Here is a 16,178-nt window from a genome sequence, read left to right as displayed (position 1 = left end):
CCGGACGGACGGCCCGTCCGCCCTAGCTAGTGGCGGTAGAAGATCCGGTCCCCGTACTCCGTCATCACGCGTCCGTTCCACTCGTGTCCGCCGTCCACGTTCCCCGAGCGCAGCAGCGGCGGCTCGATTCCCCGCTCGACGAGCCGTTCGGCCGCCGCCGCCATCGTCGCCTGCATCAGCGCGCTGGTGACGACGGTGGACGCGGGTGCGAACGGCGCCTCGATGCCCTCGTGGGTGAGCTCCGCGTCGCCGACCGCGATCTTCGAGTCGAGGACGATGTCGCAGTGGTCCTTCAGGAAGGTGCCGGAGACATGCCGCGACGTGGTCTTCTCCGCGTACGCCACCGACGTCACGCCGATGACCTTGAGCCCGAGCGCCCGCGCGTTCATGGCCATCTCCACGGGCAGGGCGTTGCGCCCGGACAGGGAGATGATCACGAGTACGTCGCCGGACCTGGCCGGGCTGGAGTCCAGCGCCGCGCCCGCGAGGCCTTCCACGCGCTCCAGTGCCGAGCCCAGCGTTGCGGGCATGACGTCGACGCCCACCACACCGGGGACGGCGAGCAGATTCATGAGGGCGAATCCGCCCGCGCGGTAGACGACGTCCTGCGCGGCGAGTGAGGAGTGCCCGGCGCCGAAGGCGAAGAGGCGGCCGCCCGCGGCGACGGTGTCGGCGATCGCGGTGCCGGCGTCGGCGACGTTCGCGGCCTCCTCGTCCCGTACGCGCTGCAGCAGACCGATCGCGGCGTCGAAGAACTGACCGGCCAGCTTGCTCTCGCTCATCGCCGAGCCCTTTCCGGGGGGTGGGGAACGCGGACGGGTACGTACGGAGTACAAGGAGTACGTGCATGGACTGCTGGGGGAATACCAGTGCCGCGGATCACGTTGCGGTCTGGACCATTCCTCTGTCAATACGGTCTCACCGACCGGCTTCGGCGGGCGCGGCACGGTTGTCAGTGGGATGCGCAAGAATTGAGTCGGGGCCAGCGCACGACTGTTTTCCAAGTCACAGCATCGAGGGGCACGTATGTCCGGACTGATCGACACGACGGAGATGTATCTCCGCACCATCCTCGAACTCGAAGAGGAAGGTGTGGTGCCCATGCGCGCCCGTATCGCGGAGCGGCTCGACCAGAGCGGCCCGACGGTGAGCCAGACCGTGGCGCGTATGGAACGGGACGGCTTGGTGCAGGTCGCGGGGGACCGACACCTCGAGCTGACCGATGAGGGCAGGCGGCTGGCGACGCGCGTGATGCGCAAGCACCGGCTCGCCGAGTGTCTGCTCGTCGACGTGATCGGCCTGGAGTGGGAGCAGGTCCACGCGGAGGCGTGCCGCTGGGAGCATGTGATGAGCGAGGCGGTGGAGCGGCGGGTCCTGGAGCTGCTGCGCCACCCGACGGAGTCTCCGTACGGGAACCCGATCCCGGGCCTGGAGGAGCTGGGCGAGAAGGCGGAGGCCGATCCGTTCCTCGACGACGGCATGGTCTCGCTGGCCGACCTGGACCCGGGCGTGGACGGCAAGACCGTGGTCGTACGCCGAATTGGGGAGCCGATCCAGACGGATGCGCAGCTGATGTACACACTTCGGCGGGCGGGCGTGCAGCCCGGTTCGGTGGTCAGCGTGACGGAGTCCGCGGGCGGAGTGCTGGTGGGCAGCAGCGGCGAGGCGGCGGAGCTGGAGGCGGACGTGGCCTCGCATGTGTTCGTGGCCAAGCAGTAGGGCGTTCGCCGACGCCTGCCGGTAGCTGTTGTTCACCCAGCAGTAACCGTTTTCCGTCCGGAATGGCAGCGCCCGGGCGAATCGCGTGCCACGCTGTGGCTGAGGCATATGACCCGTGGCCGGGGTGGGGTCCACCCGGCGAAGCCAGGGGGAGGATCTGGGTATGCGCCTGTCGTACGCCCCGCGCGCACCGCGGCGCGCTCGGCATGTCCGGTGCACCGGGAAAAACGTCACCACCACGCGCGGCCCGGACTCCCCGCTCGACGACTCGTTCGTCCTCTCTTCGCAGGAGGGCCCCGGCGCCCATGGGCGCCGGGGCCTGTCCTCCCCTGTGCTGACCCGGAGCCCCGAGCTCCCAAGGTCAATCCCCTCGGACCGTCTTCCCCGAGCGGCCCGCCTCCCGCAAAAGATCTCCCCACGACCACGGGAGTCAATCATTGAGCGCGGTCACTCGAATGAGCGATGTTGCGCGCCGGAGGCCAGTTTTCGAATAAAGGTTCGATAGTCTGGCAGGACGAGACGGAGCTCGACCACCGGGGAAGAGAAGGGGGTGCCAGGCCAGATGGTGCGGCGCATCGATGTGACCGGAGCCGGCGGAGTTCGCCTGGCTGCCTGGGAGTTCGCGGATCCGCCCAAGGGACGCGGCGAGGCGGAGCGCTCCCCCGGGGTCTTACTGCTCCACGGCCTGATGGGCCGCGCCTCGCACTGGGCCTCTACGGCCCGCTGGCTGGCCGAGCGCCACCGTGCGGTCGCGCTCGACCAGCGAGGTCACGGCCGCAGTGAAAAGCCGGCCGAGGGCCCCTTCGCCCGCGAGGCGTACGTGGCCGACGCGGAGGCGGCGGTCGAACAGCTGGGCCTGGCCCCGGTGACCCTGATCGGCCACTCGATGGGCGCGCTCACCGCCTGGCAGCTCGCGGCCAAGCGCCCCGACCTGGTCCAGGCCCTGATCATCTGCGACATGCGCGCCTCGGCGCTCGGGGCGGCCTCGCAGCGCGAATGGGAAGACTGGTTCCGCTCCTGGCCGGTCCCCTTCGCGACGCTGGCGGACGTACGGAAGTGGTTCGGCGAGGACGACCCGTGGGTGGAGCGCAACAATCCGGCGCGCGGTGAGTTCTTCGCGGAGGTCATGGCGGAGCGGGCGGACGGCTGGCGTCCGGTCTTCTCCCGCCGCCAGATGCTCACGTCCCGAGAGACGTGGGTCCACGACGCCCACTGGGAGGAACTGGCCCAGGTCCAGTGCCCGACGCTCGTGGTCCGCGGCCTGGACGGCGAACTGGGCCGCGCGGAAGCCCAGGAGATGGTGCGGGTCCTGCCCCGGGGCGAGTACGGGGAAGTGGCGGACGCGGGCCATCTGGTGCACTACGACCAGCCGGAGGGCTGGCGCACGGCGATCGAACCGTTCCTGGACGGCGTGTTGACGCCATGAGTGAGGGGCCTCGCCGGATCGCGAAGCTCCTGAGCGGGACACCGGAGTTGTCGGTGGTCCCGAGGGGAGACCGCCTTCAGCCGCGGCGGCAACGGCTGGGCGGTCGGCGAGGTCGCTTTCGTGACGTTCAGGTTCGAGGCCATCCGCCGCGGGGGAGAACTGTCGGCCTCGTGGAACCTCGGGTGAGCGGACCGGTCAGAACGAAAAGACCGTGCTGTCGGCCATGCTGCCTTCCATCTCGCACGGGTTGCCGAACAGGGCCGACCAGTCCACCCGCTTGCCCTGCCAGACACCGGCGGCGGTGATCACCACGGGGTTCCACTGGCGCGTGCACATCTTGTGCGACTCCTTCTTCGCCAGCGCGGTGAACTGGCCGTCGACGGTGCGCAGTTCCGTGCACGCGGCCGCGGCGGAGGGGTGCGTGCCCTCGGGGCGCGGCGCACACGTGAGGGTGACGGCGCGCTGCACCGTGGCGGTCGCGGCGGTCTCGCCCATGCCGATGGTCAGGACGAGGGCCGAGGGGGCGTACAGGCTCTTCGCCTGGACGGGCTGCTGGGCGGGCTGCTGCGTCGGCTGCGCGGCCTGGGCGACGCCGGTCGCGGTGGTGCCCGTCAGCAGAAGTGCGGATGCCGTGGCGACTGCGGCGACTGTGTTGTGGATGTAACGCATTTGTGAAACTCCTTCATTCGGGGGTTGATTGCGGTCGGGAGTCTTGCGCATGCGGACAGTGAGTGCACATCGATCGCGCGTTTCCGGCCGTGTACGTTCGTTCGAGGTCGACCGAATGGTCGTTCGGGCAGCTCGGAGCGGGTGCGACCAGGCGTCCAGCATGTGGACGATCTTCGGTGGTCCAAGAGGAAACTATCCTCTGAGCTGCACGGATGTACGGACGACTTTCTGCGCGGGGAAGCCGCATCGTCTGGAAACTGCCGCTCGGTCAGGGGCCTTGCGGCGGTCCCGAGTTCCGAATGCGGGGGCGGAACGTATACGGGTGCTAATTCCTCCGGCAGGGGCGAGCGGCAAGACATTCTGGGCCGACCCGTGCGAGATCGCTGACGGTCCGTCGGTTCACATCTACCTTGAGTACGGTCTCCGAGTCTCAGGGAGTGACGCATGGAACGCAGGCGGTTATTGCATGCCGGGGCCGGGCTGGCCCTGGCCTCCGTGGCGGGGCAGATCGCGGTCCCGAGCACGGCGAACGCCCAACCGGCAAGCACAACCAGCACGGCAGACCCAGCCGGCCGAGCCGGCGCGACCAGCACCACCGGTGACAGGAGCACGACCAGTGGGAAGGACTGCTCGGACCCTCCCCTTTCCACCTACGGCGTGGCGTCATTGACGGCCGCGATAGTAGGCATGACAAGCCTCGGCGACCGCGCGTACGTCGTCGCCCGCGGTCAGAGCCCGCCGCTCCTCGGCGAGATCGATCTGAGGTCCAGAACCCTCATCAGAACGGCCCGGCTCGGGCGCGGTGAAGGCGGCTGGGCGGCGACCGTATCGGGTGGGCAGGTCTACCTCGGGACCTACCCGTTCCCTGACATCTACCGCTTCGACCCGGCCACCGGCGAGGTGAAACTGATCGCCACGGTGGGTCCGTCGGGCGGCTTCGTCTGGTGTCTGACCACGGCGCCCGACGGGACGGTCTACGCGGGCACTTCGCCGCGCGGCGAAGTGTGGGAGTACAAGCCGGCCACCGGCACCCTGCGCAATCTCGGCAACGCCGTGCCCGGCCAGCAGTACGTACGCGCGATCGCCGCCGACGACCGGTACGTCTACGCGGGCACGCTGCCGTCCGGTTATGTCGTCGCCTACGACCGGACGACCGGGGTGAAGACCAACCTCACACCGGCGCCCTACGGCGGCGCTGCCGCCATGATCGCCCGCGGCGGCCGGGTGATCGCGGCACTCACCAAGTACCTCGTCGACATGGCGCCCGACGGCAGCGACGCACGGGTGATCGCGACGCCCGCGGCCGAGCGGCTGATAGACGCGATGACGATGACCGAGGACGGCACGCTGTACTGCGTCGGCCGCCCCACCGGAACCGTCTACCGGCGGGACGGCGACACGCTCGTGCCGGTCGTCGCGCCGGTGAGCGGCGACGAGCACCGCGCGTTGCTGCCGCTCGACGGAGGAAGGACTCTGCTCGGCGGCGCGGGCAGCGGCCGGCTCTGGTGGCTCGATCTGGCCGGCGGCCGGTCGGAGATACTCGAACTGATCGACGCGGGCCTGTCCGGTCCGGATCCCGTGCAGTCCATGACGTACGGGGAGCACGGGACGGTCCATGTCGGCGGGCACTTCTCGATCACGACCCACCGGCCGGAGAGCGGCTGCACGCCCAAACGGGTCACGGTCGCGGGCGAGCCGAAACAGCTTCGGGTGATCGACGGCAAGGTGTACGCGGCGATGTACCCGAGCACCGAGGTGATCGAACTCGACCCGGACCGCGGCAGGGTCAGGTCACTGGGCTTCATCGACCACGAGCAGCAGCGGCCGACGGACTTCGCGCGCGTCGGGCACGAGGGCCTGCTGCTGTCGAGCGCGCCGGGCGTCGGCCTGCTCAAGGGCGCGCTGACCGTGGTGGACACGTGGCGGTGCAGACTCCAGGTCTACAAGGACGTGATCGCCGACCAGAGCGTGATGTCGGTCGCGCTGGACGACCGGCCCCGCAGCCGGATCGCCTACCTCGCCGGGGACACCTGGGGCGGCGGCAGCGTGCCGCCGGCCCGGCCGAGCGCGACGGTCGTCGCCTTCGACCTGCGGCGCCGCGAGGTGCTGTGGGAGGTGGCACCGGTCGAGGGGTACGCGAGCATTCAGCACATCGAGGTGTGTGACGGCGTGCTGTACGGGCTCTACAAACGGCTCGCGGGCGCCTGGTTCGCGATGGACCTCCAGACGCGTACGGTCCTGCGGACGGGCAGGCTGCCGAGCTACGGTGAGCTGAGCGTTCACCGCGACCAGGTGTACGCCTCCGTGTTCGGCGGGCTCGTCTACCGGATCGGACCGGATCTCGACGAGCCCCAGTTGGTGCTCGGCGGCCTCGGCGACGGCTGGTACAACCCGCCGCAGCTGGCCTGGGAACGGTCGTCCTGGCACGCCTGGGGTGTCGCCGGCCGCGATCTGGCCAGGCTCCGGCTCGACCCGTGGTGCCCGAGCGGGGACGGGGCGAGGGTGCGGCCGCCGGACGAATCGATACTGGAGTCGCTGCTCGCGAACTGAGTAACTCGCGAACCGAGTAAGCGGAGCGACCGGGTGCAACTGGAGTACGGAAACCCGTCAGCCGATCGGCTGGCGGGTTTCCGGACCTTCCCGGCCCTTCAGCCCTTGCTGACCGCCGTCAGGATCTCCGGCAGCCGCTTCGCCGTCTGCGGCGCCGCCAGCCTTACGCCCGCCCAGCCGATCAGCAGGCCGTACGCCGCGCCGACAGGCAGCAGGACCCACGTCGCCGACTCGCCGCTCTTCGCGTGCAGGAGGATCGTCAGGGTGATCACCGGTGCGCACAGCACCGCCGCCGAGATCATGCCGCCGAAGATCGAGATCCAGGCCAGCCCGCCCTGCCCGGGTGCGACGTTCTTGTACGCGCTGTCCTGCGGGATCGAGTACGGGAAGCGGGCCGAGGCCACCGCGCCCGTCGCCAGCATCGCGCCGAGCAGCGCGAAGGACAGGCCTAGCACCTCCGGCAGAGCCTTCCAGTTGCCCAGCAGAGAAGCAGTGAGCACCGTGACGAGCGCCGTGTACGGAAGGGTGATCACCAGCAACGCCAGGGCGCGGGCGCGCAGTTCGGCGTACGCGTCCTTGGTGGACGAGATGGTCAGCGCGACCATCCAGAACGCCGAGGTGTCCTGCCCGAACTGGTTGTACATCTGGATGCCGAGCATCCCCGCCGCGAAACAGGCGAAGTAGACCGAGCCGGTGCCCTGAAGGGCGTTGAACATCGGCACGATCAGACCGATCGCCAGTGCCGTCACCCAGGCCGCCTTCGTCTTCGGGTCACGCCACACATAGCGCAGGCTGCGCTGCATGACCGTGCCCGTACGGCCCTCGGGGAGCAGATGGTGGAAGGTGGAGGTGGACTCCTTGCGGGTCGGCTCCGAGGCCGCCGCCAGTGTCGAGCCGTCCGGGGTCGTCATCAGCTTCGTCAGGCTGCGCTGCCAGGAGCCCAGCAGCAGGGCCAGGGCGATTACGGACAGGGCGAGTTGGCCGGCGGCGGCCGCGTACGATCCCTCGCTCGCCGAGTCCACGGCGCCGATCGCGGACGCCGGCGGAAGCCAGCGCAGGACCGCCGCCACCGGGTCGAGCGCCGAGAGGCCGCCCGCGTCGCCGAGTCGCTGGGCGCCGAAGTTGACGATCTGGATGCCCACCGCGATCACCAGGCCGCTGAGCACGGCCAGGTCGCGGCCCTTGCGTGAGGTCAGCAGGCGGATGTTGGCCGCGGCGACCGCGCGGGCGAGCGCCACGCACACCAGCAGCGCGAGGGGCACGGCGATCACGGACACCACAACCGCCGTCGCACCGTGAGCGGTCGCGAACGCGGAGCCGACCGCAAGACAGAGCGTGAACAGCGGCCCGATGCCCACCAGCGACGCCACGAGCAGCGCCGATACCAGCGGTCGCGGCCGCAGCGGCAGCATCACCAGACGCGTCGGATCGAGCGTCTCGTCTCCGCTCGGGAAGAACAGCGGCATGACCGCCCAGCCCAGGGCGAGCACCCCGGTCAGCAGCACGACCACCGACGCGGCGTGGTCGTTTCCGCGCAGTGCGATCAGGCCGATGAGCTGGAGCGCCGCGAAGAGCAGTGTCACGACGACGGACGAGATGTACGCGGCCCTGCGGCCGGACGACTGGCGCAGGCCGTTGCGCAGCAGCGACAGCTTGAGTCGGACGAAGACCGGGGTGAGTGCGGAGGTGCTCACCTGGCGCCACCGCCGCCGAGCCAGTCCAGCGACGCCCCGGTGCCGCGGTCGTTGGCCCCGACCAGCTCCAGGAACGCGCTCTGCAGCGAGGGTGCGTCGCCGCGTACCTCGGCCAGCGGGCCGTGCGCTCGAATCCGGCCGGCCGCCATCACCGCCACCCAGTCGCACAGCGACTCCACCAGCTCCATCACATGGCTGGAGAAGACGACCGTGGCGCCGGAGGCGGTGTACCGCTCCAGGACGCCGCGGATGGTCTGTGCCGAGACCGGGTCGACGCCCTCGAACGGCTCGTCCAGGAACAGCACTTCGGGGTTGTGGAGCAGCGCGGCCGCGAGACCGATCTTCTTGCGCATGCCCGTCGAGTAGTCGACGACCAGCTTGTGCTGCGCGCCCGCCAGGTCCAGTACGTCCATCAGCTGCGTTGCGCGCCGGTCGACCTCGTCGCCCGGCAGCCCCCGCAACCGCCCGTTGTACGCGAGCAGTTCACGGCCCGAGAGCCGTTCGAACAGGCGCAGGCCCTCGGGCAGCACGCCGATGCGGGACTTGACCTCGACCGGGTCGCGCCACACGTCGTGGCCCGACACCTCGACCCGGCCCTGGTCGGGCCGGAGCAGGCCGGTAACCATCGACAGGGTTGTGGTCTTGCCCGCCCCGTTCGGGCCGACCAGGCCGATGAACTTGCCGGCGGGAAGCTCGAGATCGATACCCCCGACCGCGATCTGCTCGCCGAACCTCTTCCACAGTCCCTCAATGCGAACGGCGGGCGGCGCTGTTCGCGCTACGCCCGCCTTCTCGGCTCCAACTGCCTGGTCCGGCATGGTGCCCTGCCCTTCGAAGTCCCCGTAGGTATGTCTGTACGGGGACCACCCTATGTACGGCGCGTCCTATCCACGCCGGGCCCGTTCGGCGGCCGCGTCCCGCCCGCACGCGTAGGCCAGGGGGCTGATCAACTCGTCGGCGTCCGGCAGCCATCGGTTGGCCGGGGTGGGGCGGCGCGCCCACTGCACCGCGCCGTGGCCGCCGATCCGGGTCGGAGGGGCGGCGACATAGTGGCCCTCGCCCCGCGCGATCAGGTCGAGGCCGCTCGGTGTCCAGCCGAGGGTGCGGATCATGTCGGGGACCTTGGGAGCCGCTCCGGGCAGGACGAAGAACACCATCCGGCGGTCGGGGGTGCAGGTCACCGGGCCGAGCGGGAGGTCCATCCGCTCCAGGCGCGCCAGCGCCAGGAAGCCCGCGGACTCCGGGACCTCGAGGGCGTCGAAGGTGCGCCCCGTCGGCAGGAGGATCGACGCCCTTGAGTGCTTTGACCACAGCCGGCGCGCGGCGACCGCGCTTCCGGTCGCCTGGTTCGCCCAGTCCGGCCTTGCCGGATGGGCGCCGGGCGCCGGGCACGCGGCGTCGCCGCACGAGCAGCGTTCCCTGCCCTCCGCCGCCTCCAGCCAGGTGCCCGGGAACACGTCCCAGTGCCGCTCTTCCGCGTACCGCACGGCACTGTCCAGCAGCTGCTCACCTCGCTGCTGGGGGATCCGTGCGGCTTCCGTGAGTCCGATGGTCTCTTCCACGTCACACTCAACTCCCGCCATCACCTTGGGTTACGGGCAGGTCTCGGGTGGGGCCGGGAGCATCGATCCTGCACGCGGGGCGCATGGGTGCATGGGCGGGGGCGCGCATGGGGCCGGGCCGCGGCGGGCGGGTACCCACTGCCAATGGGCGTCACGCGGACCGGGGCGTCAGGGAAATACCCGACCAACTCAGTCCAAGTCTGCATTGTCCGACATCAGCCGGGCATTGATCACTTCATGGATCATCGCGGCCTCAGGGGGTAATCATGGCAGCCAGGCCTCTCGTCGCCCGACAACCGAACGAACGGTTGCAGGCGCTCATTCAGGAAGCCGGGTGTTCCAACGCCGGCCTCGCCCGTCGAGTGAACATGGTGGGAGCCGAGCGGGGTCTCGACCTGCGCTACGACAAGACATCGGTGGCGCGCTGGCTGCGCGGACAGCAGCCGCGCGGCCGGGCGCCGGGAATCATCTCCGAGGCGCTGGGCCGCAAGCTCGGGCGCACGGTCACGATCGACGAGATCGGCATGGCGAACGGCAAGAACCTCGCGTCGGGCGTCGGCCTGCAGTTCTCGCCGACCGTGCTCGGTGCCATCGAGCAGGTCTGCGAGCTGTGGCGCAGTGATGTCGGCCGCCGCGACTTCCTGTCCGGCTCCACGGTCGCCGCGTCCGCGCTCGTCGAGCCGAGCCGCGACTGGCTGATCACCGGCGCGGACACCCAGGTGGCGCGTACGGCGGGGGCGCGGGTGGGGCCCTCGGACGTCGAAGCGGTACGGGCGATGACGGCGGCGCTGACCGAGCTGGACCACCGCTTCGGCAGCGGGCATGTCCGGCCGGTCGTCGTGCACTACCTGAACAGCGTGGTCTCCGGGCTGCTCTCGGGCTCGTACCGCGAATCGGTCGGCCGCGAACTGTTCGCCGCGGCGGCCCGGCTGACGGAGCTCGCCGGATACATGGCCGTCGACACCGGCCAGCCCGGTCTCGCCCAGCGCTACTACATCCAGGCGCTGCGCCTGGCCCAGGCGGCCGGCGACCGGGGATATGGAGGCTATGTACTGGCCGCCTCCATGAGCCATCTGGCGGCCCAGCTCGGGAACCCGCGCGAGATCGCCCAGCTGGCGCGGGCCGCGCAGGAAGGCGCCCGGGGGAGGGTCACCCCGAGGGCCGAGGCGATGTTCCTCGCGGCCGAGGCGCGCGGCCACGCTCTGCTCGGGGACGCGCGCACCTGCCACGACGTGGCCGGGAAGGCGCTGCGGGCGCTGGAGCGCGCCGAGCCGTCGGCGGACGACGACCCCGCCTGGATCGCCCACTTCGACCAGGCCTATCTCGCGGACGAGCTGGCGCACTGCTACCGCGATCTCGGCCAGCCGGAGGCGGCCGCGCACCATGCGTCCCACGCGCTTGAGGGCCTGCCGGAGTCGCGGGCGAGGCGGCGGGCGATCGGGCTCGTCCTGCTGGCCACCGCTCAGGTGCAGCAGCGGGAGGTCGAGCAGGCCTGCCACACGGGCACGCGTGCGGTGGAACTGCTGGGCGGGCTGCGCTCCAGCCGGGGTTCGGAATATCTGGACGATCTCCAGCAGCGGCTTCAGCCGTACGGGGAGGAGCCGGCGGTCCGCGAGTTCGGGGCGCGTCTCGAACTCCAGGCGGCGTGAGGGAGCTGCGGGGAATCGGCGGACTTTACCAGCGTCTTGTGCAGCGGTCTTGTTACCGCTCTCACACGCGTGTGCGGAGCGGCTGAGTCACCCGGTAGCGTGAGCCGTCGATTCCGTAGGTCCACACGTAGGAGTCCCGGTGACGCAAAGCGGACAGGGTGACGAGCAGCAGCAGTCTGCGGCTCGGCCCGCGCACGAAGGCGTCGTGCTGCCCGCCGACGGAAGCGAGCCCTTGATACCGGGCGTATCCGGGGCCCAGGCATCTCCGGCGGGTGGCCGTCCGTGGGGCGAGCCGTGGGGACCGCGGCAGGATGGACCCGGCGCGCCCGGTATGCCGGACATGTCCGGCGGTCAGGGTGCGCAGGGTACGCAGGGCGGGTGGGGCGAGGCTCCGCAGCCCGGGTACGGCGGTCAGCCGATGCCGCAGGGGCAGCCGTCGCCGGCGCCTGGCCCGGAGTACGGCGGGCACGCGCAGCCGCGGGGCACCCATGCGTTTCCGCCGCACGGGCCCGCCTCCCAGGGCGGGTACGACGCCCAGCCGTCGGGCGAGTCGGGCGCGTCCTCCCCGGCCCTGCCTCCTGCCGGGGCGCCGGCACAGGGCGCATACGGCGCCCAGCCGCTGCCTCCGCAGGGGCCGCCCGCCCAGGCCGAGTACGGCAGCCGGCCGCAGCCCGCGCCGGGTGCTCCCGCCCCCGGCGGGTACGGCGGTCAGCCGCTGTCCCCGCAGGGCCCCGCCGCGCCGGGCGGATACCCGCAGGGACCGGCCACCGGCGCCGAGTACGGCACGCAGGTGCTGCCGCCGCAGCCCGGGGCGTACGGTGCGCAGCCGCAGCCGCAGCCGCAGCCACACGCGCAGCCGCAGCCGCAGCCGCTTCCGGATGCCCTGCCCCCGCACGCCGCCGTCGGCGCGGACTCCGACGCCACGCAGTACATCCCGCCGGTCGCCCCGGGCGGGCCGCTGCCCCAGAACCCCGCCGAGTCGACGCAGTTCCTCGGCGCCCTGCCCGGACCGGGGCCCGCTTCGGGGTCCGACGCAGATGCCACGCAATACATCGCGCCCGTACCACCCGCGCCCACCGCCGCGCCCTTCGGGATCCGGCCGGGGGCTCCGGGGGACCGGCAGCCTCCCGCGGAGTTCGACAGCCTCTTCCGTACAGACGCGCCCGGGGCTCAGACTCCCGGCTCCACCCAGCAGTTGCCCCGCGTCGAGGCGCCCCGGGTGCAGTTCCAGCAGCAGCAACGCCAGCAACAGCAGTACCAGCAGCCGCAGTACGAGCCGGACGACTTCGACCCCGAACCTCGCGCGCGCAGGTCCTCGCGTATGCCGGTCATCGCGGCGGTCGTCGTCGGCTGTGCCGTACTCGGGCTCGGCGTGAGCATGGTGATGTTCAGCGGGGACGACAAGAAGGACGACTCCGGCACCGGCAAGAACGTCGCCGCCACGTCCCCCGTCCCGAGCAACAGCCCCCAGTCCGCCGCCGACCCCGCCAAGGCGCAGGCCGAGGCACTGGACAAGCTTCTCGCGGACAGCAACAACAGCCGCTCCGTGGTGATCCGCTCGGTGGAGAACATCAAGCGGTGCGAGGACCTGGACCAGGCGACCAGTGATCTGCAGGGCGCCGCGCAGCAGCGCCGCGGTCTGGTGACCCGGCTGGGGGGTCTCACTGTCGACAAGCTGCCCAGCCACGCCGAGCTGACCTCGGCGCTCACCAGGGCCTGGCAGGCGTCCGCTTCGGCCGACGACCACTACGCGGCCTGGGCCCAGCAGGTCAAGGGCAAGAAGGGCTGCAAGGACGACAGGGCGCGCAACACCGGCCAGACCGCTCTGGCCAACCGCGCCAGCGGCGAGGCGAGCAAGGCCAAGAAGGAAGCCTCCGGGCTCTGGAACGACATCGCCGACAAGTACGGGCTCACAAAGCGGCGCAGCGACCAGCTGTAGAAGCGTTCGCGGTTCTCCGAGGTCCTCGGATGGGCGAGGTCCTCGGAAGGGCCAGGCCCTCGGACGGGCTCAGAGGGTCGAGGACTCCGTCATCGTCTTGGTGACGTCCACGAAGCCCGGCTTCTGCGCCACCAGCCGCCCGCCGCGCACCACTTGGAAGGTCACGCCGCGGTTGACGATCCGCGGGAAGCTGGGAGTGCCGAGCATGTCCTCGTACTCCCAGCGCAGCGTGGGTGTGAGCCCGCCGGTCGACACCTGCACCCCGTCGTCCAGAGCCTTCGAGATCATCCCCGGGGTGATCCTTTCCGCGTTGAGCGACTTGATGACCGTCCGCAGCACGGTGTACGCGATCCAGGTGGTCTGGACGCCCGCGTCGGCGGGGTCGATCCGGTTGTCGCCGAAGGCGTGGGCGCGGATCACCCGCTCCATCTCGCTCCAGCGGGCATCGCCCGCGTCGGGGTACCAGCCGGTGACGTAGGCGCCTTCGAGCGGGCCGTTGCGGCCGCCCGTGCGGTCGATGAGCGGCTGGCCGACACTGCCCATGACGGAGGAGATCCGGATCTTGCGGTTGTCCTCGGGCAGCCGCCGGAAGGAGTCGACGAAGGTCTCGGTACGGTCCCCGAGCGCCGCCGTCACACACCCGGGGCGCTCCGACCCGAACGTGATACTCGCCCCCGCCTTCTTGCGGGCCTGCTTGGCCTGCGTGGTGTAGTCGGTCGCGTCCTCGGCCGCCAGGATGTCGGTGGACTTGCCGCGGCTGCCTTCCGAGAGGCCGGAGTTGAGAAGCTGGGGCAGTTCGTCGCCCGCCAGGGTGTTGGGCCGTACCAGGGAGACCCGCTCGCAGACGTCGGCGAGCTGCCGGCCGTTGCCCGCGAGGAGGGATGCCTGGCCGCCGTTGACGGGGTAGGAGAGGTAGCTGGTGAACTCCTCGCCCGAAATCCCGTACCCGCCGATGAAGGGGATGCCGGCGGCCTCCAGGGGGGCCATGAAGGCGTCACCGAACTGGCTGTAGGAGCCGACGACCGCGACCACGTCCTCCTTGACCGCCCGCCGGGCGCAGGCGGCCGCACCGGTCGAGGTGTTCTCCTCGTTGCAGGAGATGACCCGCAGCTCGTGCCCGTCCAGGCCGCCCTGTGTCCTGGCCCACTTGGCATAGGCCTTCGCCATCGCGGGCATGCCCGGCATGTTCGTCGTGCGGGTGTCCTCGGGCGCGAAGGTCATCACCTTGACGGGCTCCCTGGAGCCCCCCGAGGCGCCAGGGAGTACGCCACAGGCCGCCACCAGCGACGTTCCGGCGGCCACAGCTGCCGTGGCGGTCGTCCATACTGCGCGAACCCGTGCGGTCCTGGAGGGGCGGGGGGAGGAGGAACGTCGCCAACCGGTCATGGTCAAACACGCTTCCTCCTCCCGGGTAACGGCGCAGTGAGCGTTGCTCAACGAAGGGTGACGAGAAGGTGAATTGCAGGGGGCGGTCGGAGCGTCCGGCGGGGGAACGTACGATCGACGGCGTGCAGCAAGGTTCGGTCCCCTCTTCCCGTCGCGGCCGTCGCTCATCCACCATGGGCGGCATGCCGCTCAATGACATGCCCTGGTGGCGCTGGCGCAGCAATGTGCGCTCGGCGCTGCACATGCTTTCCGATCCCGTCTTCCACCAGGAGTGCTGGCTGGCCGGACGCGAGGGGTACGGCGACGTCACCGACGCCGTGTACCGCCTGGTCGAGGACACCTGGCTGGACAACTGGTCCGCCGAGAAGTACGTCGGCACGATCTTCCGCGACTCGGGCGAGGCCGCCCTGGTCGACGTCGCCGTCCTGCGCGTGCTGCGGATCATGCACCAAGTCGGTGCGGACGCTCCCGTATCGGCGTATCTGGAGCATCATGGCTGGCCGGAGGCCGTACGGGCCGCCCGTGAGGCACACGTCCGCCTCGCGTCCAGTGACGGCGAGGACCCGGACGCCCCGCCGCGCTCGCTGGACGTCCTCCGTATCATGACGCGGTCCGCCTGACGGACGTCGTCCTGCCCGGACCGGCGGATATGGCAGTCTACGAGGATGACTGACCAGTACGTCCTGACGCTCTCCTGCCCGGACAAAAAGGGCATTGTGCATGCCGTGTCGAGCTATCTCTACATCACCGGCTGCAATATCGAGGACAGTCAGCAGTTCGGGGACCGGGACACGGGTCTGTTCTTCATGCGGGTCCACTTCTCGGCCGACGAGCCGGTGACCGTGGAGAAACTGCGGGCAGGCTTCGCCGCCGTCGGGGAGTCCTTCCGGATGGACTGGGAGATCCATCCCGCCGAGGAGCCGATGCGGATCATCCTGATGGTCAGCAAGTTCGGCCACTGCCTCAACGATCTGCTCTTCCGCTGGAGGACGGGCGCGCTGCCGGTGGAGATCGCCGCTGTCGTCTCCAATCACACGGACTTCGAGGAGCTCGTCACTTCGTACGGCATCCCGTTCCATCACATTCCGGTCACCAAGGACACCAAGGCGGCCGCCGAGGCGCAGGTGCTGGAGCTGGTACGCGCCGAGAATGTCGAACTTGTCGTGCTTGCCCGCTATATGCAGGTGCTCTCGGACGATCTGTGCAAGCAGCTGAGCGGCAGGATCATCAACATCCACCACTCCTTCCTGCCGAGCTTCAAGGGTGCGAAGCCGTACCACCAGGCCCACGCCCGCGGTGTGAAGCTGATCGGTGCAACCGCGCACTATGTGACGGCCGACCTCGACGAGGGCCCGATCATCGAGCAGGAGGTCGAACGCGTCGGCCACCAGGTCACCCCGGAACAACTGGTGGCGATCGGCCGCGACGTCGAGTGCCAGGCGCTCGCCCGCGCGGTGAAGTGGCACGCGGAACACCGGATCCTGCGAAACGGCCGCCGTACCGTCGTCTTCGGCTAGGGCGTGTTTTGGAAGTCTCGCCCGCCCCGCGACGCCTGGCACGCCCACTCGCGGTGTTGTCGGAGTC

General features: G+C 70.4%; 13 protein-coding genes. 7 read left to right on the top strand and 6 right to left on the bottom strand.

Annotated features, from left to right (window positions below; all coding sequences use genetic code 11):
• Positions 1-26: 26 nt before the first annotated feature.
• Positions 27-782: an SIS domain-containing protein gene (locus FBY35_RS34265; protein ID WP_142217782.1), complete on the bottom strand. Its 756-nt coding sequence runs from the start codon at positions 780-782 to the stop codon at positions 27-29.
• Positions 783-1,026: 244 nt separating this feature from the next.
• On the opposite strand from FBY35_RS34265, the gene FBY35_RS34260 reads away from it, so the two are divergent.
• Positions 1,027-1,719 (top strand): metal-dependent transcriptional regulator, encoded by a 693-nt coding sequence (locus FBY35_RS34260; RefSeq protein WP_142217781.1) that lies wholly within the window; start codon positions 1,027-1,029, stop codon positions 1,717-1,719.
• Between the two features lie 562 nt (positions 1,720-2,281).
• Positions 2,282-3,145 carry an alpha/beta fold hydrolase gene (locus tag FBY35_RS34255; RefSeq protein ID WP_142218323.1) on the top strand — a complete coding sequence of 288 codons (864 nt, stop codon included), beginning with the start codon at positions 2,282-2,284 and terminating at the stop codon, positions 3,143-3,145.
• A gap of 195 nt (positions 3,146-3,340) precedes the next feature.
• Here the strand turns inward: FBY35_RS34255 and FBY35_RS34250 are convergent, their stop codons facing one another.
• Positions 3,341-3,814 carry a subtilase-type protease inhibitor gene (locus FBY35_RS34250; protein ID WP_142217780.1) on the bottom strand — a complete coding sequence of 158 codons (474 nt, stop codon included), beginning with the start codon at positions 3,812-3,814 and terminating at the stop codon, positions 3,341-3,343.
• A 687-nt stretch (positions 3,815-4,501) separates the two neighbouring features.
• Here FBY35_RS34250 and FBY35_RS34245 point away from each other — a divergent pair.
• On the top strand, positions 4,502-6,364 hold the full coding sequence (locus FBY35_RS34245) for a hypothetical protein (RefSeq protein WP_260848907.1): 1,863 nt from the start codon (positions 4,502-4,504) through the stop codon (positions 6,362-6,364).
• Positions 6,365-6,462: 98 nt separating this feature from the next.
• On the opposite strand, the gene FBY35_RS34240 is transcribed toward FBY35_RS34245, so the two are convergent.
• From FBY35_RS34240 to FBY35_RS34230, 3 genes are all read right to left on the bottom strand, one after another.
• Positions 6,463-8,058: a transporter gene (locus FBY35_RS34240; RefSeq protein ID WP_142217778.1), complete on the bottom strand. Its 1,596-nt coding sequence runs from the start codon at positions 8,056-8,058 to the stop codon at positions 6,463-6,465.
• On the bottom strand, positions 8,055-8,876 hold the full coding sequence (locus tag FBY35_RS34235; RefSeq protein ID WP_142217777.1) for an ABC transporter ATP-binding protein: 822 nt from the start codon (positions 8,874-8,876) through the stop codon (positions 8,055-8,057). The genes FBY35_RS34240 and FBY35_RS34235 overlap by 4 nt, the downstream gene beginning before the upstream one ends.
• A gap of 66 nt (positions 8,877-8,942) precedes the next feature.
• Entirely contained in the window at positions 8,943-9,641 is a 699-nt protein-coding gene (locus FBY35_RS34230; protein WP_142217776.1) for a bifunctional DNA primase/polymerase, read from the bottom strand.
• Positions 9,642-9,886: 245 nt separating this feature from the next.
• On the opposite strand from FBY35_RS34230, the gene FBY35_RS34225 reads away from it, so the two are divergent.
• Both FBY35_RS34225 and FBY35_RS34220 read left to right on the top strand, forming a co-directional pair.
• The gene (locus FBY35_RS34225; RefSeq protein WP_142217775.1) at positions 9,887-11,269 is read left to right on the top strand and encodes a transcriptional regulator; all 1,383 of its coding nucleotides are present in this window, start codon (positions 9,887-9,889) and stop codon (positions 11,267-11,269) included.
• A 139-nt stretch (positions 11,270-11,408) separates the two neighbouring features.
• Positions 11,409-13,208, top strand: coding sequence for a hypothetical protein (locus tag FBY35_RS34220; RefSeq protein ID WP_142217774.1), 1,800 nt, complete (start codon positions 11,409-11,411; stop codon positions 13,206-13,208).
• Positions 13,209-13,277: 69 nt separating this feature from the next.
• On the opposite strand, the gene FBY35_RS34215 is transcribed toward FBY35_RS34220, so the two are convergent.
• Positions 13,278-14,594, bottom strand: a complete 1,317-nt coding sequence (locus FBY35_RS34215; protein ID WP_142217773.1) for an ABC transporter substrate-binding protein — start codon at positions 14,592-14,594, stop codon at positions 13,278-13,280.
• Between the two features lie 173 nt (positions 14,595-14,767).
• Here FBY35_RS34215 and FBY35_RS34210 point away from each other — a divergent pair, with 173 nt between their 5' ends.
• Together FBY35_RS34210 and purU are read left to right on the top strand one after the other, a co-directional pair.
• Entirely contained in the window at positions 14,768-15,214 is a 447-nt protein-coding gene (locus FBY35_RS34210; RefSeq protein ID WP_142218322.1) for an SCO4402 family protein, read from the top strand.
• 45 nt (positions 15,215-15,259) lie between these two features.
• Positions 15,260-16,111, top strand: coding sequence for a formyltetrahydrofolate deformylase (gene purU / locus FBY35_RS34205; RefSeq protein WP_142217772.1), 852 nt, complete (start codon positions 15,260-15,262; stop codon positions 16,109-16,111).
• Positions 16,112-16,178: the final 67 nt, after the last annotated feature.

The organism is Streptomyces sp. SLBN-118 (genome assembly GCF_006715635.1).
GTDB lineage: Bacteria > Actinomycetota > Actinomycetes > Streptomycetales > Streptomycetaceae > Streptomyces.
The sequence above is the reverse complement of the archived record's forward strand: the minus strand, read 5'-3'. Positions and strand labels throughout refer to the sequence as shown.